The sequence below is a fragment of the Streptomyces sp. 63XJN7_1_ISO-PGPR-S23-121 genome, from assembly GCF_056173025.1.
Window position 1 is genome coordinate 7,742,490 of record NZ_CM149653.1, and the last position, 22,009, is coordinate 7,764,498.

22 protein-coding genes and 1 tRNA gene are annotated in these 22,009 nt (G+C 72.7%); 13 read left to right on the top strand and 10 right to left on the bottom strand.

Annotation, left to right across the window (positions count from 1 at the left end):
• Window positions 1–312: 312 nt before the first annotated feature.
• From AC0VYN_RS34655 to AC0VYN_RS34685, 7 genes are all read left to right on the top strand, one after another.
• Complete coding sequence (locus AC0VYN_RS34655) at window positions 313–849, top strand: tRNA adenosine deaminase-associated protein (protein ID WP_475534148.1); 537 nt, start codon at window positions 313–315, stop codon at window positions 847–849.
• Between the two features lie 29 nt (window positions 850–878).
• Complete coding sequence (gene tadA / locus AC0VYN_RS34660; protein WP_475534149.1) at window positions 879–1,379, top strand: tRNA adenosine(34) deaminase TadA; 501 nt, start codon at window positions 879–881, stop codon at window positions 1,377–1,379.
• 67 nt (window positions 1,380–1,446) lie between these two features.
• Window positions 1,447–1,531 (top strand) — tRNA-Ser (locus AC0VYN_RS34665).
• A gap of 156 nt (window positions 1,532–1,687) precedes the next feature.
• Window positions 1,688–1,864 (top strand): hypothetical protein, encoded by a 177-nt coding sequence (locus AC0VYN_RS34670; RefSeq protein ID WP_077801305.1) that lies wholly within the window; start codon window positions 1,688–1,690, stop codon window positions 1,862–1,864.
• Window positions 1,864–2,157 (top strand): Dabb family protein, encoded by a 294-nt coding sequence (locus tag AC0VYN_RS34675; RefSeq protein ID WP_475534150.1) that lies wholly within the window; start codon window positions 1,864–1,866, stop codon window positions 2,155–2,157. Before AC0VYN_RS34670 ends, AC0VYN_RS34675 begins: the two co-directional genes overlap by 1 nt.
• Window positions 2,158–2,298: 141 nt before the next feature.
• A complete protein-coding gene (locus AC0VYN_RS34680; protein ID WP_385472946.1) occupies window positions 2,299–3,210 on the top strand; it encodes an RNA polymerase sigma factor SigF in 912 nt (303 codons plus the stop codon).
• Window positions 3,211–3,516: 306 nt separating this feature from the next.
• Complete coding sequence (locus AC0VYN_RS34685) at window positions 3,517–4,443, top strand: RNA polymerase sigma factor SigF (RefSeq protein WP_475534151.1); 927 nt, start codon at window positions 3,517–3,519, stop codon at window positions 4,441–4,443.
• Between the two features lie 105 nt (window positions 4,444–4,548).
• Here the strand turns inward: AC0VYN_RS34685 and AC0VYN_RS34690 are convergent, their stop codons facing one another.
• A complete protein-coding gene (locus AC0VYN_RS34690) occupies window positions 4,549–4,749 on the bottom strand; it encodes a hypothetical protein (RefSeq protein WP_451690293.1) in 201 nt (66 codons plus the stop codon).
• A 206-nt stretch (window positions 4,750–4,955) separates the two neighbouring features.
• Between AC0VYN_RS34690 and AC0VYN_RS34695 the strand changes: the two genes are divergently transcribed.
• The 3 genes from AC0VYN_RS34695 to AC0VYN_RS34705 all read left to right on the top strand — a co-directional run bounded on the left by AC0VYN_RS34695 (window position 4,956) and on the right by AC0VYN_RS34705 (window position 8,975).
• The gene (locus tag AC0VYN_RS34695) at window positions 4,956–5,456 is read left to right on the top strand and encodes a MarR family winged helix-turn-helix transcriptional regulator (protein WP_475534152.1); all 501 of its coding nucleotides are present in this window, start codon (window positions 4,956–4,958) and stop codon (window positions 5,454–5,456) included.
• An 85-nt stretch (window positions 5,457–5,541) separates the two neighbouring features.
• A complete protein-coding gene (locus AC0VYN_RS34700) occupies window positions 5,542–8,007 on the top strand; it encodes an MFS transporter (protein ID WP_475534153.1) in 2,466 nt (821 codons plus the stop codon).
• A 146-nt stretch (window positions 8,008–8,153) separates the two neighbouring features.
• Window positions 8,154–8,975, top strand: coding sequence for a YceI family protein (locus AC0VYN_RS34705; RefSeq protein ID WP_475534154.1), 822 nt, complete (start codon window positions 8,154–8,156; stop codon window positions 8,973–8,975).
• Here the strand turns inward: AC0VYN_RS34705 and AC0VYN_RS34710 are convergent.
• Window positions 8,958–9,668 carry a GAF and ANTAR domain-containing protein gene (locus AC0VYN_RS34710; protein WP_475534155.1) on the bottom strand — a complete coding sequence of 237 codons (711 nt, stop codon included), beginning with the start codon at window positions 9,666–9,668 and terminating at the stop codon, window positions 8,958–8,960. The two genes, AC0VYN_RS34705 and AC0VYN_RS34710, sit on opposite strands and share 18 nt — an antisense overlap.
• A 39-nt stretch (window positions 9,669–9,707) precedes the next feature.
• Entirely contained in the window at window positions 9,708–10,391 is a 684-nt protein-coding gene (locus AC0VYN_RS34715) for an ANTAR domain-containing protein (RefSeq protein ID WP_475534156.1), read from the bottom strand.
• 260 nt (window positions 10,392–10,651) lie between these two features.
• Between AC0VYN_RS34715 and AC0VYN_RS34720 the strand changes: the two genes are divergently transcribed.
• Both AC0VYN_RS34720 and AC0VYN_RS34725 read left to right on the top strand, forming a co-directional pair.
• Window positions 10,652–11,023: an STAS domain-containing protein gene (locus AC0VYN_RS34720; protein ID WP_475534157.1), complete on the top strand. Its 372-nt coding sequence runs from the start codon at window positions 10,652–10,654 to the stop codon at window positions 11,021–11,023.
• Window positions 11,024–11,032: 9 nt separating this feature from the next.
• The gene (locus tag AC0VYN_RS34725) at window positions 11,033–11,503 is read left to right on the top strand and encodes a PPOX class F420-dependent oxidoreductase (RefSeq protein WP_475534158.1); all 471 of its coding nucleotides are present in this window, start codon (window positions 11,033–11,035) and stop codon (window positions 11,501–11,503) included.
• Window positions 11,504–11,510: 7 nt separating this feature from the next.
• Here the strand turns inward: AC0VYN_RS34725 and AC0VYN_RS34730 are convergent, their stop codons facing one another.
• From AC0VYN_RS34730 to AC0VYN_RS34760, 7 genes are all read right to left on the bottom strand, one after another.
• Window positions 11,511–12,269 (bottom strand): TetR/AcrR family transcriptional regulator, encoded by a 759-nt coding sequence (locus AC0VYN_RS34730; protein WP_475534159.1) that lies wholly within the window; start codon window positions 12,267–12,269, stop codon window positions 11,511–11,513.
• 142 nt (window positions 12,270–12,411) lie between these two features.
• The gene (locus AC0VYN_RS34735; RefSeq protein WP_475534160.1) at window positions 12,412–14,607 is read right to left on the bottom strand and encodes a glycosyltransferase family 39 protein; all 2,196 of its coding nucleotides are present in this window, start codon (window positions 14,605–14,607) and stop codon (window positions 12,412–12,414) included.
• The gene (locus tag AC0VYN_RS34740) at window positions 14,604–16,028 is read right to left on the bottom strand and encodes a bifunctional glycosyltransferase family 2/GtrA family protein (RefSeq protein ID WP_475534161.1); all 1,425 of its coding nucleotides are present in this window, start codon (window positions 16,026–16,028) and stop codon (window positions 14,604–14,606) included. Before AC0VYN_RS34740 ends, AC0VYN_RS34735 begins: the two co-directional genes overlap by 4 nt.
• A 14-nt stretch (window positions 16,029–16,042) precedes the next feature.
• A complete protein-coding gene (locus tag AC0VYN_RS34745; RefSeq protein ID WP_475534162.1) occupies window positions 16,043–17,611 on the bottom strand; it encodes a sensor histidine kinase in 1,569 nt (522 codons plus the stop codon).
• Window positions 17,608–18,348, bottom strand: a complete 741-nt coding sequence (locus AC0VYN_RS34750) for a response regulator transcription factor (protein WP_475534163.1) — start codon at window positions 18,346–18,348, stop codon at window positions 17,608–17,610. Before AC0VYN_RS34750 ends, AC0VYN_RS34745 begins: the two co-directional genes overlap by 4 nt.
• A 136-nt stretch (window positions 18,349–18,484) precedes the next feature.
• A complete protein-coding gene (locus AC0VYN_RS34755) occupies window positions 18,485–19,399 on the bottom strand; it encodes an amidohydrolase family protein (RefSeq protein WP_475534164.1) in 915 nt (304 codons plus the stop codon).
• Window positions 19,400–19,461: 62 nt separating this feature from the next.
• A complete protein-coding gene (locus tag AC0VYN_RS34760) occupies window positions 19,462–20,343 on the bottom strand; it encodes a DUF2797 domain-containing protein (RefSeq protein ID WP_475534165.1) in 882 nt (293 codons plus the stop codon).
• A 266-nt stretch (window positions 20,344–20,609) separates the two neighbouring features.
• Here AC0VYN_RS34760 and AC0VYN_RS34765 point away from each other — a divergent pair, with 266 nt between their 5' ends.
• Window positions 20,610–21,947, top strand: coding sequence for an LPXTG cell wall anchor domain-containing protein (locus tag AC0VYN_RS34765; RefSeq protein WP_475534166.1), 1,338 nt, complete (start codon window positions 20,610–20,612; stop codon window positions 21,945–21,947).
• Window positions 21,948–22,009: the final 62 nt, after the last annotated feature.

Sequence of the window (22,009 nt, forward strand, 5' to 3'; positions counted from 1 at the left end):
GGGGGCCCAGAGCCCGTCGGGGGAAGATCGCGCGCCGCGCCGACGGCACGGGAACGGCTGTGCACGGCCCCGGGCGGAAGCCGCGTACGATCCGCGAGTGGCGGCAAGGACTGCGCCGCCGGACCGGGCTCGGACACGCACGCACGGACCGCGATCAAAACGGCGGGACACAGGGCGCGGAAGACATCGCCCGAGGGCCTTGTTTCTGCCACGATTCCGAGTGGGTGGGGTTCACGGCACCGCTTGCCCCGCCCACGACCTCCGCCGGGGGGAACCCCAACCGGCACGCCTACGACCAGTGGGAGAGTCACGGTGTACTTCACCGCACTGCTCGCGCGCACCGAAGACGGGTGGGAAGCGAGCGACACGGAGCTGGACGATGTGGAGACCCTGTCGGATCTGACCGACCTGGCCCGGGAAGCCTCTCCCGACGAGGACACGGTGCTCGTGCTGATTGAACAGGAGGACGCCTGGTTCGGCGTCGTCCGCGTGGACGGCGAGGAGGATCCCCGCATCTACGTCTCGGACGCCGCCGCGGCCGCCCGCAGCAGCTACGGGGAGATCCTGCTCACCGACGAGCTGCTCGGCCGGGACCCCGGTGACGACGGCCCCGACCTCGACGCCCTCGACCTCGACGGCACCGAGGACGGCGAGCCCGACGACGCCGTCGAGGACGACGCGGACGCCGGCTCCGGCGAGTCCTCCGTGCCGCACGGCCCTGTCGGCGACGCCCAGGTCCTCGACGACTTCGGCGTGAGCGAGAAGGAGCTGCGATCGATGTCCGGGGACGCGGTCGGCGAGATCGCCGAGGCGCTGGGCGCCTCCGAGGTGCTGGAGACGGTCCGCTGACCGCACCGATCGACGAGGGCCCGGGGCGGATGCCGCCGGGCCCGGACCGGGACCCGGCCGGGTCCGACCCGGTGCGCGACCGGTGGCGGCCCGCGATGCGGCTGGCGCTGGCCGAGGCCGGTCACGCCGCCCGCGGCGGGGACGTCCCCGTCGGCGCCGTCGTACTGGCCCCGGACGGCAGCACGGTGCTGGCGTCCGGGCACAACGAACGCGAGGCCACCGGCGATCCGACGGCCCACGCGGAGGTGCTGGCGATCCGGCGGGCCGCCGCGCGGCTCGGCGACCGGTGGCGGCTGACCGGCTGCACGCTCGTCGTCACCCTGGAGCCGTGCACGATGTGCGCGGGCGCGGTGGTGCAGTCCCGGGTGGACCGGGTCGTCTACGGCGCCCGCGACGACAAGGCGGGCGCGGCCGGCTCCCTGTGGGACGTCCTCCGCGACCGGCGGCTCAACCACCGGCCCGAGGTGATCGAGGGCGTGCTCGCCGAGGACTGCGGCCTGCTGCTCACGGACTTCTTCCGCGACCGCTGACACCCGTCCATGGAGCTGCCGGATACCGATTTCGAACCATGCCGCACTGTGCGGTAAGGTCTCTCTCGGTAGCGTGTCCGAGCGGCCGAAGGAGCTCGCCTCGAAAGCGAGTGTGGCGCAAGTCACCGAGGGTTCAAATCCCTCCGCTACCGCAGCAGAAGGGCCCAGTCCTCGGACTGGGCCCTTCGTCGTGTCCGGACGTCGGCGCGGCTCGCCACCGGAACGAGGCATTGATCGCACACAGGAGCGGACAGTTACACTCACCGCCGGTAGCGCAGAGTCCGAGGAAGTCCCAGGGGGAGGCCGCGGTGGCGGTGAACGCGAAGAAGATCGCCGTCTACGTGCTCGTGGTCTTCGTGCTGTACGTGATCATCACGGACCCGGCGAAGGCCGCCGACTACGTCCAGATCGGGTTCCAGGGCATATCCGACGCCGCGGGAGCCGTCGGGGACTTCATGACCTGGGCCGCCAACGGAGGAAAGTGATGATCCGTCACCTGGTGCTGTTCAAGCTGAACGAGGGCGTCGCGCGTGACGACCCGCGCGTCGTGGAGGGCGTCGAGGCCTTCCGGGCCCTCGGCGGCCAGATCGAGGAGCTGCGCTTCTGGGAGTGCGCCTGGAACATCAGCGACCGCCCCATCGCCTACGACTTCGCCATCAACTCCGCCGTGGACGACACCGACGCCCTGCGGCGCTACGTGGACCACCCGGCGCACCAGGCGGGCGTCGCGCTGTGGCGGGAGTTCGCCACCTGGGTGATCGCCGACTACGAGTTCTGAGGCACCGTGCACCCCCAGCCCCCCGCCGGAAACGTCGGGGGGCTGGTCCGCGTGCGGGGACGGCCACGCACGGCACGTCCCTTATGCCCTCAACACGGGGCTATGGGGTGCTTGCACACCGTGCGGATGTCTTGTGATGCTATGACCGCTTTTGACGGAGAGTTGACGGATGAGTTGACGGATCACGAGGTGGAGTTGACCGTGCCGGCCAGTACTGCGCCTCAGGCACCGCCCGCACCCCCCGCACAGGCCCAGGAGCCCCCCTCGGGGCCCACCGCGCCGCAGCGCAGCCGGGGCGCCGACACCCGGGCCCTGACCCAGGTGCTCTTCGGAAAGCTCAAGGGACTCGAGCCGGGCACGCCGGAGCACGACCGCGTGCGCGCGGCGCTCATCGAGGCCAACCTCCCGCTGGTCCGCTACGCCGCCGGGCGCTTCCGCTCGCGCAACGAGCCGATGGAGGACGTGGTCCAGGTCGGCACCATCGGGCTGATCAACGCCATCGACCGCTTCGACCCGGACCGCGGCGTGCAGTTCCCGACCTTCGCCATGCCCACGGTGGTCGGCGAGATCAAGCGCTACTTCCGCGACAACGTCCGCACCGTGCACGTACCGCGCCGGCTGCACGAGCTGTGGGTGCAGGTCAACAGCGCGACCGAGGACCTGACGACCGCCTTCGGGCGCTCCCCGACCACCGCCGAGATCGCCGAGCGGCTGCGCATCGGCGAGGACGAGGTGCTCTCCTGCATCGAGGCCGGACGGTCGTACCACGCCACCTCGCTGGAGGCGGCGCAGGAGGGCGACGGACTGCCCGGGCTGCTCGACCGGCTCGGCTACGAGGACCCGGCGCTGGACGGCGTCGAGCACCGCGACCTCGTCCGCCACCTGCTCGTGCAGCTCCCCGAGCGGGAGCAGCGCATCCTGCTGCTGCGCTATTACAGCAACCTCACCCAGTCGCAGATCAGCGCGGAACTCGGCGTCTCGCAGATGCACGTGTCGCGGCTCCTGGCGCGCAGTTTCCAGCGGTTGAGATCCGCCAACCGGATCGACGCGTGAACCGGACGCGCGACCCGGACGCGCAACCCGGCGTACAACCGAAAGCATGACCGAGCGGTCACCGGTGCGAGCGAATCGCCCACCAGGGCCGTTGCGGGCGGAATCCGTCCGACAGTCCGTCAGACCCCCTCTTTCCAGGGGGTTTTCGCGTCTTGCATGTCGACATGTCACTACAGCGCGTTGCCGACATGTGACATTCTGCCGGAAGCGCGTTTGCCGGAGCTCCGGCTCCGGTATTCAGGTGAAGGCTGCGCTCCCACCGTGGGAGCGTCCGCCGTGACCGTCCCGCGACCCAAAGGGGGTGGCATGTCCGTAGACCAGGGCAGCTCGAAGGTGCTCGCGCTCGCGGAAAGCGAGACCGCGCCCGACGCGCTCCAGGCGCTCGGCTCCATCGATGACGTCCCGACCCTCGACGCCGTGCCGGCTCAGGCCCTTCCGGCAGCCGAAGCCCCCGTCCTGGCGGCCTCGACGAACATCGACACCCGCACCCTGTCCCGCTCCCTGTTCCTGCGGCTCGCCGCACTCGACCAGGACAGCCCCGAGCGCCCGTACGTCCGGGACACCCTGATCGAGCTCAACCTCCCGCTGGTGCGCTACGCCGCCGCGCGCTTCCGCTCCCGCAACGAGCCGATGGAGGACATCGTCCAGGTCGGCACCATCGGCCTGATCAAGGCGATCGACCGCTTCGACTGCGAGCGGGGCGTGGAGTTCCCGACCTTCGCGATGCCGACGGTCGTGGGCGAGATCAAGCGGTTCTTCCGGGACACCTCGTGGTCGGTGCGCGTCCCGCGCCGGCTCCAGGAGCTGCGCCTGGCGCTGACCAAGGCGAGCGACGAGCTCTCCCAGAAGCTCGACCGCTCCCCGACGGTCGGCGAGCTGGCCGCCGTGCTGGGCGTGTCCGAGGAGGACGTCGTCGACGGCCTGGCGGTGGGCAACGCCTACACCGCCTCCTCGCTGGACTCACCCGCCCCGGAGGACGACGGCGGCGAGGGCTCGCTGGCGGACCGCCTCGGGTACGAGGACACGGCACTGGAGGGCGTGGAGTACCGCGAGTCCCTCAAGCCGCTGCTGGCCAAGCTGCCGCCGCGGGAGCGGCAGATCATCATGCTGCGCTTCTTCGCCAACATGACCCAGTCGCAGATCGGCGAGGAGGTCGGCATCTCGCAGATGCACGTCTCGCGGCTGCTCACCCGCACCCTGGCGCAGCTGCGCGAGGGCCTCATCTCGGACTGAGCCCGCCCCGCCGCCGTCCGGCGGCACTCCACGACGGCAAGGCGACCGCCGCGGCACCCCCTGGGGGCCGCGGCGGTCGCGTCGTACGCGGGCGTGGTCCCCGGTCTACTTCAGCGCCAGCCAGGCCACGGCCGCGACGACCACCACGGCTGCGACGATGCCGACGATCAGCCCGATGCGGGGGCCCGAGGAGGCGACGGGGTCCGCCTGCCGGGACTGGGGGGCGCCCTCGTCGACGAACGCACGGAACATCTGGGTGCTGCCTGCGGGGTCGTGGTTGCCCTGGGGGCCCTGGTTGTTAGCCATGGGCCGAGACACTAGCGAATCGGCGAGTGGGGCCCAAGTGCGGGGCTCCGGAGACCCGTTGTTCCAGGTCACCGCCCTTCACCTGGACGTTTACTACCGCAATACTTGCCTTTGCCAACTTTTTATTCCGGGACCCCCGTTTTTATTTGCCTGTAGCAACCAACCGCTCCTATGGTTGCCCTAAGCAACGAATGCGGGAGGTGCGCATGGCCGAGAAGGCGCAGTACGAGGAGCTGATCCGCCAGTTCAGCGCCTTCGGCGCCGTCAAACGGGAACTCGGCCGCATCCTGCCGGCCGACTGTCCCGGCGGATCGGCCGCCGTACTGACGCTGCTGGGCCGCCATGGGGACATGCGCATGAGCAAGCTCGCGGAGCTGCTCGCCGTGGACATGTCGGTGACCAGCCGCCATGTCGCCCACATCGCCGAGCGGGGCTGGATCGAACGCTCCCCGGACCCGGCGGACAAGCGCTCGCGCATCCTGCGTCTGACGCCCGAGGGCCAGGCCCAGCTGGACGATCTGTCCGAACGGACGACCCAGCTGCTGGCCCACCGCCTGAGCGACTGGACCGACGAGGAGGTCGGCCAGCTCACCCGGCTCATGACCAGGCTCCGGGCGAGCTTCGACGACTGCCGGTCCTCCGTGGGCCGGCCCGCCGTACCACCCGCGGTCGATCAGACCACCCGTACACCCGCAGTCACCACGTAAGCAAAGGAAGTCCATGGCAACGACCACACCAGCCGGTGTGCGGGCTCATGCCAAGCACGGGGGAGGCTCCGCCGGAGACGCTCCGATGTCTCACCGGCAGATCATGGAGGCGCTGTCCGGGCTGTTGCTCGGCATGTTCTGCGCCATCCTGTCCTCGACCATCGTCACCAACGCCCTGCCCGAGATCGTGGGCGATCTCGGTGGCGGCCAGAGCGCCTACACCTGGGTCGTCACCGCCTCGCTGCTGACGATGACCGCCTCCACCCCGCTGTGGGGCAAGCTCGCCGACCAGATCAGCAAGAAGGCTCTGGTCCAGACGGCCCTCGTCGTCTTCGTCATAGGTTCCGTCGTGGCCGGTCTGGCGCAGAACCCGGGGATGCTCATCACCGCCCGCGCCATCCAGGGTCTCGGCGGTGGCGGTCTGTCCGCCCTGGCGCAGATCATCATGGCCGCGATGATCTCCCCGCGTGAGCGCGGCCGGTACTCCGGCTACCTCGGCGCGACCTTCGCCGTCGCCACCGTCGGCGGCCCGCTGCTCGGCGGCGTCATCACCGACACCAGCTGGCTCGGCTGGCGCTGGTGCCTCTACGTCGGCGTGCCCTTCGCGATCATCGCGCTGATCGTGCTGCAGAAGACGCTGCACCTGCCGGTGAACCAGCGCAAGGTCAAGGTCGACTGGGCCGGTGCCTTCTTCGTCACCGCGGCCGTCTGCCTGCTGCTCGTCTGGGTCACCTTCGCCGACGACAAGTACTCCTGGATGTCCTGGCAGACCGGCGTGATGGTCGGCGGCGCCGTCGTCCTGACGCTGATCTTCCTGTTCGTCGAGTCCAGGGCCAGCGAGCCGATCATCCCGCTGCGCCTGTTCCGCAACCGCACCATCGCCCTGGCCTCGCTGGCCTCGCTGTTCGTCGGTATCGCGATGTTCGCGGGCACCGTCTACTTCAGCCAGTACTTCCAGCTGGCCCGGGACAAGTCCCCGACGATGTCGGGCGTCATGACCATCCCGATGATCAGCGGCCTGTTCATCTCCTCCACGGTCTCCGGTCAGGTCATCACCAAGACCGGCAAGTGGAAGGGCTGGCTGCTGGCCGGCGGCGTGCTGCTGACGGCGGGCCTGGGCCTGCTGAGCGGCATGCGCTACGACACCCCGTACTGGCACATCGGCATCTTCATGGCGCTGATGGGTCTCGGCGTCGGCATGATGATGCAGAACCTCGTGCTGTGCACGCAGAACCAGGTGGCCCCGAGCGACCTGGGTGCCGCATCCTCCACGGTGACCTTCTTCCGGTCCCTCGGCGGTGCGGCCGGCGTCTCCGTGCTCGGCTCGATCATGTCGAGCCGGATCAGCCACTACGCCACCGACTCCATCGGGCAGCTCAAGCCCGAGGAGCGGATGGCGGCCGGCAAGGCCATGAGCTCCGGCCAGATCCCCGACATGGACCTGCTGCCTCTGCCCATCCGCACCTGGCTGGAGAGCGCCTACGGGCACGGCATCGCGGACATCTTCCTGTACGTCGCGCCGATCGCCGCCCTGGCCTTCATCGTGACGCTGTTCATCAAGGAGGTGCCGCTGCGCACCACCGGCGCCCTGGCCCAGGCGGCCGAGTCCGCCGCCACGACCGCCTCCCCGGCGGCCCCGGTCCCGGCCGAGGCCGCCCGGGTCGCCGACGAGCCCGTCCCGGCGGCCGTGGCCGCCACCGCGCCGGCCGCCGGCACCGCCGCCCGGCCCGAGGCCACCCAGCGGCTCGCCGCCGTCGCCACGGCGACCGGCTCGGAGGCCCCCGTCTCCGGCGGCATCCCGGTCCGCGGCTTCGTGCGCGGCGCCGAGTCCGCGCCGGTCGGGCAGGCCGCCGTCACGCTGATCTCGCTGGCGGGCCGGCAGCTGGGACGCTCGGTCGCCCAGGCCGACGGCTCCTACGCGATCGACGCGCCGAGCGCCGGGTCGTACGTCCTGATCGCCTCCGCCGACGGCTTCCAGCCGCAGGCGTCCACGGTCGTCGTCAACGACGAACCGGTCGCCTACGACATCCTGCTCAGCGGCACCAGCGGGCTCACCGGCCTGGTCCGGTCCCTGGAGGGCGGGCAGCCGGTCAAGGACGCGATGGTGATCGTGACCGACGTGCGCGGGGACCTGCTGGCCTCCGCCGCCACCGGGGAGCAGGGCGACTTCTCCTTCGCCGAGCTGGTGCCGGGCACGGTGACCGTCGCGGTGAACGCCGCCGGGTACCGGCCGCGCGCCCTGCCCGTCGAGGTGGGCGGCACGGGTGTCACCCGCGTCGAGGTCGACCTGCAGGCCGGCGCCGAGGTCCAGGGCGTCGTGCGGGCCCCGCACGGTCCGCTGGCCGACGCCCGCGTGACCCTGGTCGACGCGGCCGGCAACGTGGTCGGCACGGCCACCACCGGCTCGGACGGGGCGTACGCCTTCACCGACCTGGACGCCGGTGAGTACACCGTCATCGCGACCGGCTACCCCCCGGTGGCGACGGCCCTCACGGTCGCCGGCCAGGGCGTCGACGACCACGACATCGAACTCGCCCACCCCGGCGAGTAGCGACACCCCGGCCCGTGGCGGCCCGCGCGCTCCGAGCGGAGGCGCGCCGCCGCCACGGGCCGGTCTCTTTGCGACCGATATACAAGGCTTTCCGGGCCTGTGCAGACCTATGGGCCCGCTTTCCGGGGAGAACAGGGGACAACGGGATGGGACTGACCGCGAGGATCCGCACGCGGGACGGATGGGCCGTGTCGCACGCGGTCGTCACGGTGACCGACATGACCGGCACGCAGGTGCTGCGCGCCGAGGCGGACGCCGAGGGCGCCGTCCGGGACACCGCACAGCTCGCGCCGGGGGCGTACACCGTCATCGTCACGGCCGTCGGGTACGCGCCCGCCGCCTCCAGCGCCATCGTCACCGCGAGCGGCCGGGCCGAGGTCGGCACCGTGACGCTGGCCCGCCAGGGCGGCACCGAGCTGCCGCCGCCCGGGCCGTGGACCATCGACCCGGCGCACTCCAGCGTGGCCGCGGTGGCCCAGCACCTGGGCATCTCCAGCGTGCACGGCCGCTTCACCGACTTCGCCGGCACCGTCGAGATCGCGCCGGACGACGTCACCAAGTCCCGGGTGGAGGCGGTGATCAAGGCGTCCTCCATCGACACCGGCAACGGCATGCGCGACACCCACCTGCGCTCCGCGGACTTCCTGGACGTCGAGCGGCACCCGGAGATCACCTTCCGGTCCACCGGGGTGACCCAGGCCGGCACCGACCGCTGGACCGTCCACGGCGAGCTGGGCCTGCACGGCGTCGTCCGCCCGGTCGACCTGGACCTGGCCTACCTCGGCACCGGCGCCGACCCGTGGGGCGGCACCCGGGCGGCGTTCCGCGCGACCACGGAACTGCGGCGCGAGGACTTCGCCATGAACTACAACCAGGTCCTCCAGGCGGGCATCGCCGCCATCGGCACGACGCTCAGGGTCGAGCTGGACATCCAGGCGGTCCAGGGGGAGTCACTGCCGGCCGTGTGAGGCGCCGCCGGACGTCCGGGCCACCAGCTCGTCGCACAGGTCCCGGAGCTTGACGTTCGTGTGCTGCGAGGCCCGGCGCAGCCGTTCCATGGCCCGCTGGGCGTCGATCCGCTCCCGGGCCATGAGGATGCCGACCGCCTGGTCGATGACGCTGCGGGAGAGCAGGGCGGTCCGCACGTCGGCCGCCGAGGACCGCTGCCGCTCGATGCCCAGCGCCTCGTTCACCGCGTCCGCGGCCCGCACCGCGAAGGTGCGGGCCGCTTCGCGTCCCTCGCCCAGCGAACCGGGTTCGCGGCCGTAGAAGTTGAGGGCGGCGCCCGTCTCGCCCTCGACGGCCAGCGGCAGCGCCAGCACGCAGCGCACCCCGATGGCCAGCGCGTACTCCGTGTACGCGGGCCAGCGGGTCTCCTCGGCCAGGTCGGGGCAGTACCGGGGGCTGCCGGATGCGGCGGCGTCCACGCAGGGGCCCTCGCCGTTCTCGTACTGGCGCAGGTCCAGGCCGCTGGGGAGGCCGGTGCTGCCGGCCAGGGTCATCAGCCGGTCGGCGCGGCGGACCGTGACCGAGCAGGCGACGGCGCCGGGCACCGCACGCACCGCGCGGTCGGTCAGATCGCGCAGCAGGGTGTCGAGTCCCTGGCTGCGTGCCAGTGCCCCGTCCAGCGTCTCGGGGCTTTCGGAGCTCTGAGCGGTCATGCCCCTACGGATATCCCGTCGGCGCCCGAAGACGCCTCGTCACCCGGACGGGTTGTTCGCGTCGACGATGCGGCGGGCCAGGTCGCGCAGTTTGACGTTCTCCCGCTGCGAGGCCTTGACCAGGGAGTCGAAGGCGCCGGCCGCGTCGATGGTCATGCGCTCCATGAGGATGCCGGTGGCCTGGCCGATCAGGTCCCGGGTGCGCATCGCCTCGGTGAGCTGCTGGCGGACGGTCGCCGAGTCCAGGGCGAGGCTGACGTGGGCGGTGAACAGGCGGCCGACGCGGGTGGCGTCCTCGTCGAAGGCGCGCGGCTTGCGCGCGTAGGCCGTCAGCACGGTCAGGCGACGCCGGTCGGCGCGCAGCCGGAGGGACAGCGCCGAGCGGAGGCCGAGGCCGGACAGGGCGTTGCCGCCGCCGTCGGTCTCGGTGTCGTCTATCCGCACCACGGGCGCGGTCCACAGCCGCTGCCAGTCCGGGTGCGGCTCACGGCCGGGCTGCCGGGACTCGGCGGAGCGCACGGCCTCGTCGGTCCAGGCGAGGGCGCGGCCCCTGCCGCCGCGCTCGATCTCCGAGATGCCCGCGTGCTCGGCGCCGGGCATGAGGTGCACGGCCAGCTCGACGGCGGTGCGCAGTGTGTCGTCCGCGGTGCCCGTCCCGTGGAGCCGCCGGGCCGCCGTGGTCAGCGCCTCGGCCAGCTCGAAGCCCGCCGGAAAACGCGGCAAATCGGTAAATTCGGACGCAGTCACACGAACCTCTTCGGCATGCACGGCCGTACGGCCGTGCGCAGGAGAGCTCCGCAGCACATTCCCGACTGCGAGCACAGGACGAACAGCACTTTAGCCGTTCGGTTGCGGGGCGGTGACGCCCGGCCGACGGAGCGGGTGGGCACCTTTCACGGCCCGCTCCCGCGTGGTGGAATGAGGGCCCGGGTCAGGAAGCGGCCTCGCCGGAAAGCCGGACGGACGTCTGTCAGGTGAGTGACGTGACCTTCCCTCCCCGCCCCTGCGAGCCGGGCGAGCCGCCTGGCTGCGCCGTACTGTCACTGCCCCCCGAGATCGACTTCTGCAACGCCGCGGGGCTGCTGCCCATGATCATGACGGCGGTGGACCATCACTCCGGCGCCCTGCGTCTCCTCGTCCTCGACCTGACCTCGACCCACTTCATGGACTCGCAGGGGGCCTGCCTCCTCGACGAGGTGCGCGACCGGCTGCGCGGCCGGGCCCTGCTGCGGGTGGTGGCGGCACCGGCGAGCGTGCCGAGCCTGGTCCTGGAGCTGACCGGCCTGCGCCGTGACGTGCCGGTCCACGACAACCTCGAGGAGGCGTTGCGGTCCGGCGGCGGGTCTCCGGCCTAGGCTGGCGGCATGGCACCGAACATCGCGACCAGCACCCGCGTGACCCTCGACGAGTTGCTGGACTTCGTACGCCCGCGGCACCGCGCGATCCTGCTGACCCGGCGGTCCGACGGCAGCCCGCAGGGGTCACCGCTGACCTGCGGGGTCGACGACTCCGGCCGGATCGTGGTCTCGACGTACCCGGAGCGGGCCAAGACGCGCAACGCCCGGCGGGACGAGCGGGTCAGTCTCGTCGTGCTCAGCGACGACTGGAACGGCCCCTGGGTCCAGGTCGACGGCACGGCGGAGGTCATCGACGCGCCCGACTCCGTGGAGCCGCTCGTGGAGTACTACCGCAACATCGCCGGCGAGCACCCCGACTGGGACGAGTACCGGCGGGCCATGGTCGAGCAGGGCAAGTCGATCATCCGGGTGACGCCCGTGACGTGGGGGCCGGTGGCGACGGGCGGCTTCCCGGCCCGGCTGTCCGAGGACGACTGAGCGGCCGTCAGGCGCGCGCCACCATCGCCTCGATGCCCGCGACGAGCAGTTCCAGGGCGAAGTCGAAGTCCCGCTCCAGCATCTCCGCCACGGTGTCGCCGCCGCGGGCCGCCACGATGTCCCGTGACTCCTCGACGACGCCCGCGGTCTCCGGCGACCCGGTCACCGCGCTCAGGGAGTGCTGGTAGTACTCGTCCGGGCTCAGGCCGGTGTCCGCCGCGCGGCCGAGGAAGTGGCCCTCGATCGTGCCGTAGCCGTAGACGAACTGGAAGACGGCCGAGATCGCGCCGGTCACCCGGTGCGCGGGCAGGCCGGTGCGGCGGATGACGCGCTGCACCGACCGCGAGAAGGCCCGCGCGTTGGGGCCGATGTTGAGGTAGGTCCCGATCAGCTGGGACAGCCAGGGGTGGCGCACCAGCAGCGCGCGGTTCTCCCCGGCCAGCGTGCGCAGCTGGTCGCGCCAGTCCCCGTCGGACTCGGGGCCGGGCATCCGCAGCTCGCCGAAGACCGCGTCCAGGGCGAGTTCGAGCAGTTCGTCCTTGGTGTCGACGTACCAGTAGACGGACATCGCCGTCACGTTCAGCTCCGCGGCCAGGCGGCGCATGGAGAATCCGGGCAGGCCCTCGGCGTCCAGCAGCCGGACGGTGACCTCGGTGATCCGCTCCCGGTCGAGTCCGGACGGCTGCCCGCCGCCCCGCCCGCCGCGGCGAGTCCCGCCGCCGAGCCAGACACTGGCCCTCGGCCCCTGCCGGTCTGCCTTCGCCATGCGCACCTGCCTCGGTCTCCCCGTCGCCGGTCATGCTAGACGCCCCCTGGAGGGAGCGAGGGGCGGCAGCGCGGCGCACCGGGGCTCCCGCACGGCGCACCGCACCGTGCGGGAGCCCCTGGCGTCGTCCCGGGCCGGCCGGTCAGTTTCCGACGGCCGGCTGCGTGAGGTCGTAGAACGTGGCCGACCCCGCGGTGACCTCCTTGAAGTTGGCCTCGACCCAGGAGGTGATCTGCGACGAGCTGCCGGAGTCACCGCCCATGCCGCCGCCCGTGCCGCCACCGGAGACGAAGTAGTGGATCCTGCCGTCCTCCACGTACTTCTTGAACTGGGCCGGCGTGGGGGACGGGTCCGTGCCGTTGAAGCCGCCGATCGCCATCACCGGGTCGCCGGTGCCGAGCTGGTAGCTCGCGGCGTTCTGCGAGCCGATCGCCGCCGCGACCCAGGTGTACCGGTCGGCGTCGGTCTCCAGCAGTTTCCTGGCCTCGGCGTCGACCTGGGCGCCGTTCAGCAGGCCGCCCATGCCGCCGTCCGTGCGGCCGCCCTCGCCGGTGGCGCCCTGACCGTTCGGGGCCGTCCCGCCGTTCCGGCCGCCGCCGGGGAAGCCGCCGCCCGGCTGGTTCTGGCCCGGCGCACCGCCCGGGAAGCCGCCGGTGCCGTTGCCCGGACCGCCCTGCCCCTGGCCCTGCCCCTGCTGACCCTGCCCCGGCACGTTGCCGCCGCCCGGGAAGCCGCCGCCGGGACCGCCGCCCCGGCCGCCGCCGCCCGGGCCGCCCATCATGCTCGCGCCGGCCGGGCCGGCCGTGACGATGGAGCCGCTGTGCCCCTCCCGCACGGTGCTGAGGGTGTACGCGGTCGGCCCGGCCAGCGCCGCCACGACGCCCAGCCCCGCCACCGCGAGCGCGGTCCGCCGCCCCAGCCGTCCGGCGAAGACGAGCCCGAGCGCGGCGGCCAGGCCTCCGACGAGGACCAGCCACCTCAGCCACGGCAGGTAGTCCGGCGTGCGGTGCAGCAGCACGTATCCCCAGGCGGCCGTCGCCGTGACCGCCGCGGCGAGCGCCAGGGACGCCAGGATCCGCTCGCGCCGCTCCCACAGGGCCGCCGCGCCCATGCCGACCACGGCCGCCAGGTACGGGGCGAGGGCCACCGTGTAGTACTGGTGGAAGATGCCCGCCATGTAGCTGAAGACCGCCGCCGTCGTCAGCAGCGAGCCGCCCCAGACCAGGAACGACGCCCGGGTCGCGTCGGTGCGCCCGCGCCCGCGCGTCACGATCAGGCCCGCAACGAGCAGGATCAGCGCGGCCGGCAGCAGCCAGGAGATCTGGCCGCCGATCTCGGAGTCGAACATCCGGTCCCAGCCGGTCGCGCCCCACTGCCCGCCGGCCCCGCCGCCGGGGCCGCCCCCGCCGCCGACGCTGCCGGTCTCCTCGCCGTTGAGGCGGCCGAGGCCGTTGTAGCCGAAGGTCAGCTCCAGGAAGCTGTTGTTCTGCGAGCCGCCGATGTACGGCCGCGACGAAGCGGGCCACAGCTCGACGACCGCGACCCACCAGCCGCCGGAGACGACGATCGCTGCGGTCGCCAGCGCCAGCTGGCCCAGCCGCCTCCGCAGCCGGACCGGGGCGCAGACGCCGTAGACCAGGGCGAGCGCGGGCAGGATCAGGAAGGCCTGGAGGGTCTTCGCCAGGAACGCGAGGCCGATCGCCGCGCCCGCCCACACCAGCCACTTGGTCCGGCCGTCCTCCAGCGCGCGCACCACGAGGTAGCAGGCGACGGACATCAGCAGCGCCAGCAGCGCGTCCGGGTTGTTGAACCGGAACATCAGCGCGGCGACGGGCGTGAGCGCCAGCACCGCGCCGGCGATCAGTCCGGCGGCCGGGCCGAAGCGGCGGCGCACGGCCGCGTACACGACGGCGACCGTCGCGACGCCCATCAGCACCTCGGGGACGAGGATCGCCCAGGAGCCGAGCCCGAAGATCCGCACCGACAGCGCCATCGGCCACAGCGCGGCCGGGGGCTTGTCGACGGTGATGGCGTTGCCGGCGTCGAGCGAGCCGAAGAAGAACGCCTTCCAGGACTGGCTGCCCGCCTGCACGGCCGCCGAGTAGAAGGAGTTGGCGTAGCCGGACGCGCTCAGGTTCCAGAGGTAGAGCAGCGCGGTGGCCAGCAGCAGGCCGAGGAAGGCCGGGCGCGCCCAGCTCGGGTCCTCGGGGCGGCCCCGCCACAGTCTGCGCGGCAGGGCCTGTGCGGGTGGCCGGGGAGGCTGTGCCGGGGGCGTCGCGCCGCTGTCGGCGGGACGCGCATCCCCCTCGTACGTCGTCCGGTCGTAGTGCGTCGTCATCGTCCGTCCCTCGGGTCGGTGTCGGCGGGGCGTACCGGCGCCAGTCGCACGGTGGCGTCGCCCCGGGTGTGCTCCGCGACGTCACCGGCGCGGAACGAGGTCGTCGGGCAGGGGGGCGTGGCGTACGGGGTCGTCCCGTACGGCCGCGGAGCCTGCCGCGTCCCCCGGGGGGCCGGGGCGGGCGGCGTGTCCGGGAACACCCAGGCCCGGAAGAGCAGGAAGCGGAGCACGGTGGCGGCGAGGTTGGCGGCGATCAGCACCGCCAGCTCGGTGGAGTGGGCCGGGTCGGCCGTCGCGGCGCTCAGCGCGGCGAGCGAACCGCTGGTCAGGGCCAGACCGATGCCGAAGACGACCAGTCCCCGCGCCTGGTGGCGCACCGCACCGCCCCGGCCGCGCACCCCGAAGGTCAGTCGCCGGTTGGCGGCGGTGTTGGCGACCGCGGAGACCAGCAGGGCGAGCGCGTTGGCGAGCTGCGAGCCGGCGAAGACGCGGAAGCCGCTGTAGAGCAGCAGGTAGAAGAGGGTGGACAGGGCGCCGACGACGCAGAAACCGACGAGCTGGCGGGCGAGCCCCTGCGGTACGTCCTTGATGTCCCGGTCGCGCGGGTCGTCGCCGAACGGCCGGGCCAGCCGGTCAAGCGGCAGCGAACCCGTGGCCAGGGCCCTGCCGACCCGCCACACGCCCCTGAGGTCGTCGGTCGCCGTCCGCACGATGTGCACGGTGGAGTCCGGGTCGTCGATCCAGTCGACCGGCACCTCGTGGATCCGCAGCCCGGCCCGCTCGGCGAGCACCAGCAGCTCGGTGTCGAAGAACCAGCCGGTGTCCTCCACCAGCGGCAGCAGCACCTGGGCCACGTCCCGGCGGATCGCCTTGAAGCCGCACTGGGCGTCGGAGAAGCGGGCCTGGAGGGAGCCGCGCAGGATGAGGTTGTAGGTCCGGGAGATGAACTCCCGCTTGGCGCCGCGCACGACCCGTGAGCTGCGGGCGAGCCGGGAGCCGATCGCCAGGTCCGAGTGACCGGAGATCAGCGGGGCCACCAGCGGAAGCAGCGCGTTGAGGTCGGTGGACAGGTCGACGTCCATGTAGGCGAGGACCGGGGCGTCGGAGGCCGACCAGACCGTCGTGAGGGCCCGGCCCCGCCCCTTCTGCTCCAGCCGGGCGGACCTGACCTCGGAGAGCTCCGCCGCCAGCCGGGCCGCCACGTGCGGGGTGGCGTCCGTGGAGGCGTTGTCCGCGACCGTGATGCGGAACGCGTACGGGAAGGTGCGGGTGAGGTGCTCGTGCAGTCTCAGGACGCACGGCCGCAGGTCCTTCTCCTCGTTGTAGACGGGGATCACCACGTCCAGGACAGGCGTACCGGCTCCTGCGGCCGGGAGGTGCTCCCGCGCCGGCAGGGAGCCGGGAGAAGAGTCGGTTCGCATGGCACCGACTCTTCTCAATCCCCCTGTCGCGTCCGTGTGGTGAGGCTGTGCCGTGCCTGTGAGTGCGGCCCCGCGCTCCCGTGCGCCGGCACCGCGGGCAGGGCCGGGACCGCGGGCAGGTGCACGGTGAAGACCGTCCGCCCCGGCACGCTGTCGACGGTCACCCCGCCGCCGTGCGCGGCCGTCACGGCCTGCACGATGGCGAGTCCCAGGCCCGTCGAGCCGGTCGCCCGGGATCGTGCCGAGTCGCCGCGCGCGAAGCGTTCGAAGACGTGCGGCAGCAGCGCGGGCGGGATGCCGGGCCCGTCGTCCTCCACGTCCACGCACAGCCAGGACCCGCTGTGCCGCACGCGCGCGGTGACGGTCGTGCCGGGCGGGGTGTGGTTGCGGGCGTTGGCCAACAGGTTGACCAGCACCTGCTGGAGCCGGGCGGCGTCCGCCGACACCCGCGCCGGCTCGTCGGGCAGGTCGAGCCGCCAGACGTGGCCGAGGCCGGCCGCCCGGGCGTCGCTGACGGTGTCCACGACGAGCGGGACGAGGTCGGTCCGCTCGAACCGCAGGGGCCGCCCGGCGTCCAGGCGGGCGAGCAGCAGCAGATCCTCGACCAGCAGGGTCATGCGGCCCGCCTCGGACTCGATGCGGCCCAGCGCGTGCCGGGTGTCGGGACCGACCTGCTCCCGCCCCCGGCGGGTGAGTTCGGCGTACCCGCGGATGGAGGCGAGCGGCGTGCGCAGCTCGTGGCTGGCGTCCGCGACGAACCGCCGTACCCGCGTCTCGCTCTCCTGCCGTGCGTGCAGGGCTCCGTGCACATGGTTCAGCATGCGGTTCAGCGCGGCGCCGACCCGGCCGACCTCGGTGTGCGGGTCGCACTCGGACTCCGGGACGCGTTCGTCGAGGTTCACCTCGCCCGCGTGCAGCGGCAGTTCGGAGACGCGGGTGGCGGTGGCCGCGACCTTGCGCAGGGGGCGGGTGGCGACGCCGACGATGACGGTGCCCGCGAGGGACGCGGCGACGAGACCCGCGGCGGTGACGCTGGCCTCGACGAGGATCAGGGTGTTGATGGTGCCGGTGACGTCGGAGGTGGGGAGGGCGGCGTAGTAGCCGTCGTGGTACTCCACGCGGTAGTCGCCCAGACCGGGGATCTCGACGCCGTGCGCCTCGCCGTCCCGGGGCACGGAGGCCAGCGCGGCACGTCCCGCCGCCTCGACGGAGACCGCCTTCGTCCTGCTGAAGTCGGTGCTCTCGTCGTCCTTCTCGCCGTACTTGGCGTCGACGACGGCACCGTCGCGGACCTCGGCGACGATCGTGCCGCGCGGTTGCGGGCCCCCGTGCGTGACGAACTCGTCGAGGTCCATGCGAGGCGGGCCCACGCCGCCGGCCTTGAGGTCGCCGGGCGGCCCGAAGCCGGACACCCGGGCCGCGACCTCGCGCACCTGCCCGTCCAGCTGCTCGTACAGATGCGACCGCAGCGCCACCGTCGTCACCGTGCCGATCACCGCGCAGACCACCGCGATCAGCGCCACGGACGCGACGACGAGCCGCGTCCGCAGGGTCCGCGGCCGCGGTCGTCGCCGTCGGCTCATGACACCGCGGGCTTGATCAGGTAGCCGGCGCCGCGCCGGGTGTGGATCATCGGCTCGCGTCCGGCGTCGATCTTCCGGCGCAGGTAGGAGATGTACAGCTCGACGACGTTGGCCTGGCCGCCGAAGTCGTAGGACCACACGCGGTCCAGGATCTGCGCCTTGCTGAGCACGCGCCGCGGGTTGCGCATCAGGAAGCGCAGCAGCTCGAACTCGGTGGCGGTGAGGTGGATGCCGTCGCCGCCGCGGGTGACCTCGTGGCTGTCCTCGTCGAGACTGAGGTCGCCCACGACCAGGACGGAGTCGGAACGCCGGTCGGCGGCGCCGGAGCGGCGGATCAGGCCGCGCAGCCGGGCGACGACCTCCTCGAGGCTGAACGGCTTGGTGACGTAGTCGTCCCCGCCCGCGGTCAGTCCGGCGATGCGGTCCTCGACCGCGTCCTTCGCGGTCAGGAACAGCACCGGCACGTCGGGCAGGTCGCGGCGCAGCCGCCCCAGCACGCTGAGCCCGTCCATGTCCGGCAGCATCATGTCCAGCACGACGGTGTCGGGCCGGAACTCGCGCGCGGCCTGGACGGCACCGTGCCCGTCGCCCGCACTGCGGACCTGCCAGCCCTCGTAGCGCAGGGCCATGGACAGCAGTTCGGTGATGGACAGCTCGTCGTCCACCACAAGCACCCGGACGGGGCTCCCGTCCGGCCTCAGCAGTTCGGCGCGCCCCTGGGGCGAGGTCGTGGTCATACCGGACACGATGTCGGGGCGCTCTGAGAGCACCCTTTTCCCGAGCTGTGATTTCCCTGAGAAACCCACAGGGGCCCCTCAGGAACCTCCTGGACACGTCCCGGGACCGGCCCCGGCCGGGCTCTTCCGGCCCGGGTCAGCCTTCGGGCAGCCCGAACAGCCGCGCCCCGTTGTCGTGGCACACCGCCCGCAGCCACGCGTCGCCCAGCCCCAGCCGCTCCAGCGCGTGCAGCTGGTGCAGGTAGGGATACGGGATGTTGGGGAAGTCCGACCCGAGCAGGACGCGGTCGCCGAGGGCGGCCAGCCGGGGCAGGGCCCGCCGGGGGAAGGGGGCGAGCCGCTCGCTGAAGTCGGTGAACGCCATGGTGGTGTCCAGCCGCACCTCGCCGTACCGTTCGGCGAGGTCCAGGAAGTCCTCGTACTCCGGCATCCCGAGGTGCGCGACGACCAGCCGCAGCCGGGGGTGCCTCGCCAGCACCCGCGCGATCGGCCCGGGCCCGGTGTGCTTGCCCGGCGCGGGCCCGGAACCGCAGTGGATCACCACCGGGACCCCCGCTTCGGCGAGCAGCCCCCAGGCCCCGTCGAGCAGCTCGTCGGCCGGGTCGTACGCGCCCACCTGCACATGCGCCTTGAAGACCCGGGCCCCCGCCTCGACGGCCCGGCCGACGTACGCCTCGGCGCCGGGCTCCGGGAAGAGGGTGGAGGTGTGCAGGCAGTCGGGGGTCCGGCGGGCGAAGTCCACCGCCCAGTCGTTCAGCCACTGCGCCATGCCGGGCTTGTGCGGGTACAGCATGGCGGTGAAGGCGCGCACGCCGAACTCCCGCAGCAGCGCCGTCCGTTCCTCCCCCTCCCTCCGGTAGGTGATCGGCCACTCCACCCCGCCGGTCAGCGGGCCGAGCGCGTCGAAGTACCTCCAGACCTTGCGCAGCACCCGCTCGGGCATGAAGTGCGTGTGCACGTCGACGAGGCCGGGCAGCCCGAGACCTTCCCAGAAGCCACGGACCTGCCGGAGCTCCTCCGGACCGGCCCCCGATATGCGCTGATCACTCATGCCGACCACGATCTCCCCGGAGGCGGGGCCGGGTCCACCTCCCGGCCGAAGGGAACGCCGGCTCAGAACAGGCCGTCCTGGACCCCGGCGGCCGCGGTGAAGTCCCGCACGGGGACGGTGCACCGGTCCCCCTCGGCGGCCACCAGCTCCCACCCCGGCATCAGCCGCGTGTCGAGCACGACGACCCCCCGCTCCGTCGCAAGGTGGAGGTCCGGCCCGGCGACCGCCACCAGCTCACCCCCCACCGCGGCTCCCGCCACCAGCCCGGTCACCTCCCCCACGGCTCCGGGCCCCCGGCCCCCCTCCTCGAGTCCGAACGCCCGCACGTGGTCCACGGCCCGGAACGGCTCCGGCGCCAGCGACTCCGGCCAGCCCACGAGGGCCACCGCCCGCCCGTGCAGCTCGGCGATCTCGGCCGCCCGTTCCCCCTCCGTCCCGGGCAGCACGGAACGCACCGCACGCTTCCGGGCGTACGGGATCCGGTCGGGCACCCGCAGCGCGGCCCGCAGCAGTTCCTCGGTCCGCCGCGCGGCCATCAGCGGCCCGGTCCCCAGCCAGCTGAAGCACACCGCCCCCTGTTCCAGCAGCCGCGCCGACCCCCTTTCGGCCCCGGTGATCCCCACCTTGACGAGTCCGGGCCCGAACCACGCCAGGTACACCCGGTACGGCCGGGGGTCGTCGGCGATCGTGTCGGCGGCCACCGAGTGCGCCCGGTCCAACCGCGCGCACTCCTCGCACCGCGCCCCCGTGCTCCGCCCCGGCACGGCCTCCCCGGCCGGACAGGCATGCCCCCGCGCCCCGACACACGTCCGCACACCCCCTGCCGCGACGTCGAAGGCCACCCGTTTTCCCCTGGTCAGCGCGCTGCGCCGGCCACCGAGCCACGTCAGCACAGGACTGCCCTCCACCCACCGCAGCCCCGCGCACTTCCATGCCTGTGCCATCGCCCCGAGCGTACGAGCCACCACTGACAACGCCGCCGGGATGACATGCATCACAGAAATAAACGAACGTCTGGAACAACCGTCCCCGTCCGTCCACTTTATCCCGGCGGAATCCTCCGGAAGGGAAGGCGGAGGGAAAGGGTAATCCGGAAAAAATAAGCCCCCATTTTACGTGGCCTATAAACTCGTCGGAATTCCGGCCATCCTGCGCGATGCGCGGTGGCCATTCCCCCTTTCTCCCGCCAGGTCCGCAGGAAAGGTCCTCAGTGAAGCTTCGCCGTTCCCTCGTCGTGGCCGCCGCCGTCGCGGTGGTCACGCCCGTCGCGCTCCTCGCCGCCACCCCGGCACTCGCCGCCGGGACGCCCACGGCGCAGACGCAGAACCAGCCGACGTACGCGGAGTTGGTGAAGGCCGCCACCGACACGCAGAAGGCGTACGAAGAGGCCGTCACCGCCAGGGAGGAGGGACGGAAGAAGCTCGAGGCCACCCTGGACTCCCTGGATTCCGACACTCACCCGCTCAAGGCGGCCGCGATTACCGCGAAAAAGGCGGCCAAGGACGCGGCGGACGCCAGAACCGCCGCCGAGCAGGCCGTCGCGGACGCCGAGGCCGCAAGCGAAGCGGCCGAGAACGACACCGAGAAGGCCGAGGCGCGGCAAGCCCTCGAAACCGCCGAGGCCGACCTGTCGAAGGCCGTCGAGGCCAAGCGGAAGGCCGACGCGACGGCCGAGGCGGCCCAGACCGCGCTGGACGACGCCAGGGTGGCGGCCGTCCGCGAGTACGGCGCCCTCAAGGACACCCTCGACAAGGCCCTCGAGGCCAAGAACGCCGCCGAGGCCGCGCTCGCCGCCGCCAAGAAGTGCGTCCGCGAGAACGGGCTGACCTCGCTCGCGGTGGGACTGCCGTCCGAGGTCGTCGCCGGGACCACCGTCGACTTCACCCTCCGCGTGACCAACGGCACCGCGCGCACGCTGACGGTCGACCCCCTGGTCTTCTTCCACTTGGAGGGCGAACGGGCCGACGCGAAGGGCGCCTTGGAGGTGGAGTGGTCCAACGGCTCGGGCTGGCAGCCCCTTCCCGCCGGCGGGTCCGTCCACATCGCGCACATCGACGTCATGAAGCCGGGCGGGCGGAACGACGTGAAGCTGCGGATGAAGGTCGGCGCCGAGGCCCGGACCGCCGACGCCTTCGCCCTGTTCGCGGGCGACGCCTCCGACGCGTACAACCCCTGCGTCCTGGGCCCGATGAAGCGCTACGACTTCGAGGTCCTGCCCGCGGGCAGCGAACCCGGCCCGGTCGACGAGGCCGAACCCGGCCGGCCCGACGAGAACGACGACGAGCGTCCGGACACCGCGAAGCCCGGCACGGACACCGCGAAGCCCGGCACGGGCACCGGCACCGGCACCGGCACCTCGGCGCAGGGTGGCACGTCCACGCAGTCGGTGGCCACGGACACGAGCACGAGCACGAGCACGAGCGGCAGCCTCGCCGAGACCGGAGCTTCCTCCACGACGACGCTCGCCCTCACGAGCGCCCTCACCGCCGCCCTCGGCGCCGGCGCGGTCTTCGCCGTACGCCGCCGCAGGGCCGCGGACGACGTCTGATCACTCGCTCACCGAGCCACGAAGGTCCGGGCCCCGGGGAATTCTCCGCGGGGCCCGGACCC

Excerpts from the sequence above, each read along its gene's own strand:
- AC0VYN_RS34680 (WP_385472946.1), top strand. The coding sequence starts at position 2,299 with ATGACCGCTTTTGACGGAGAGTTGACGGATGAGTTGACGGATCACGAG.
- AC0VYN_RS34760 (WP_475534165.1), bottom strand. The coding sequence starts at position 20,343 with ATGGCACAGGCATGGAAGTGCGCGGGGCTGCGGTGGGTGGAGGGCAGT.
- AC0VYN_RS34725 (WP_475534158.1), top strand. The coding sequence starts at position 11,033 with ATGGCACCGAACATCGCGACCAGCACCCGCGTGACCCTCGACGAGTTG.
- AC0VYN_RS34740 (WP_475534161.1), bottom strand. The coding sequence starts at position 16,028 with ATGCGAACCGACTCTTCTCCCGGCTCCCTGCCGGCGCGGGAGCACCTC.
- AC0VYN_RS34700 (WP_475534153.1), top strand. The coding sequence starts at position 5,542 with ATGTCTCACCGGCAGATCATGGAGGCGCTGTCCGGGCTGTTGCTCGGC.
- AC0VYN_RS34690 (WP_451690293.1), bottom strand. The coding sequence starts at position 4,749 with ATGGCTAACAACCAGGGCCCCCAGGGCAACCACGACCCCGCAGGCAGC.
- AC0VYN_RS34695 (WP_475534152.1), top strand. The coding sequence starts at position 4,956 with ATGGCCGAGAAGGCGCAGTACGAGGAGCTGATCCGCCAGTTCAGCGCC.
- AC0VYN_RS34735 (WP_475534160.1), bottom strand. The coding sequence starts at position 14,607 with ATGACGACGCACTACGACCGGACGACGTACGAGGGGGATGCGCGTCCC.
- AC0VYN_RS34685 (WP_475534151.1), top strand. The coding sequence starts at position 3,517 with ATGTCCGTAGACCAGGGCAGCTCGAAGGTGCTCGCGCTCGCGGAAAGC.
- AC0VYN_RS34750 (WP_475534163.1), bottom strand. The coding sequence starts at position 18,348 with ATGACCACGACCTCGCCCCAGGGGCGCGCCGAACTGCTGAGGCCGGAC.
- AC0VYN_RS34745 (WP_475534162.1), bottom strand. The coding sequence starts at position 17,611 with ATGAGCCGACGGCGACGACCGCGGCCGCGGACCCTGCGGACGCGGCTC.
- AC0VYN_RS34675 (WP_475534150.1), top strand. The coding sequence starts at position 1,864 with ATGATCCGTCACCTGGTGCTGTTCAAGCTGAACGAGGGCGTCGCGCGT.
- AC0VYN_RS34705 (WP_475534154.1), top strand. The coding sequence starts at position 8,154 with ATGGGACTGACCGCGAGGATCCGCACGCGGGACGGATGGGCCGTGTCG.
- AC0VYN_RS34730 (WP_475534159.1), bottom strand. The coding sequence starts at position 12,269 with ATGGCGAAGGCAGACCGGCAGGGGCCGAGGGCCAGTGTCTGGCTCGGC.
- AC0VYN_RS34755 (WP_475534164.1), bottom strand. The coding sequence starts at position 19,399 with ATGAGTGATCAGCGCATATCGGGGGCCGGTCCGGAGGAGCTCCGGCAG.
- AC0VYN_RS34710 (WP_475534155.1), bottom strand. The coding sequence starts at position 9,668 with ATGACCGCTCAGAGCTCCGAAAGCCCCGAGACGCTGGACGGGGCACTG.
- tadA (WP_475534149.1), top strand. The coding sequence starts at position 879 with ATGCCGCCGGGCCCGGACCGGGACCCGGCCGGGTCCGACCCGGTGCGC.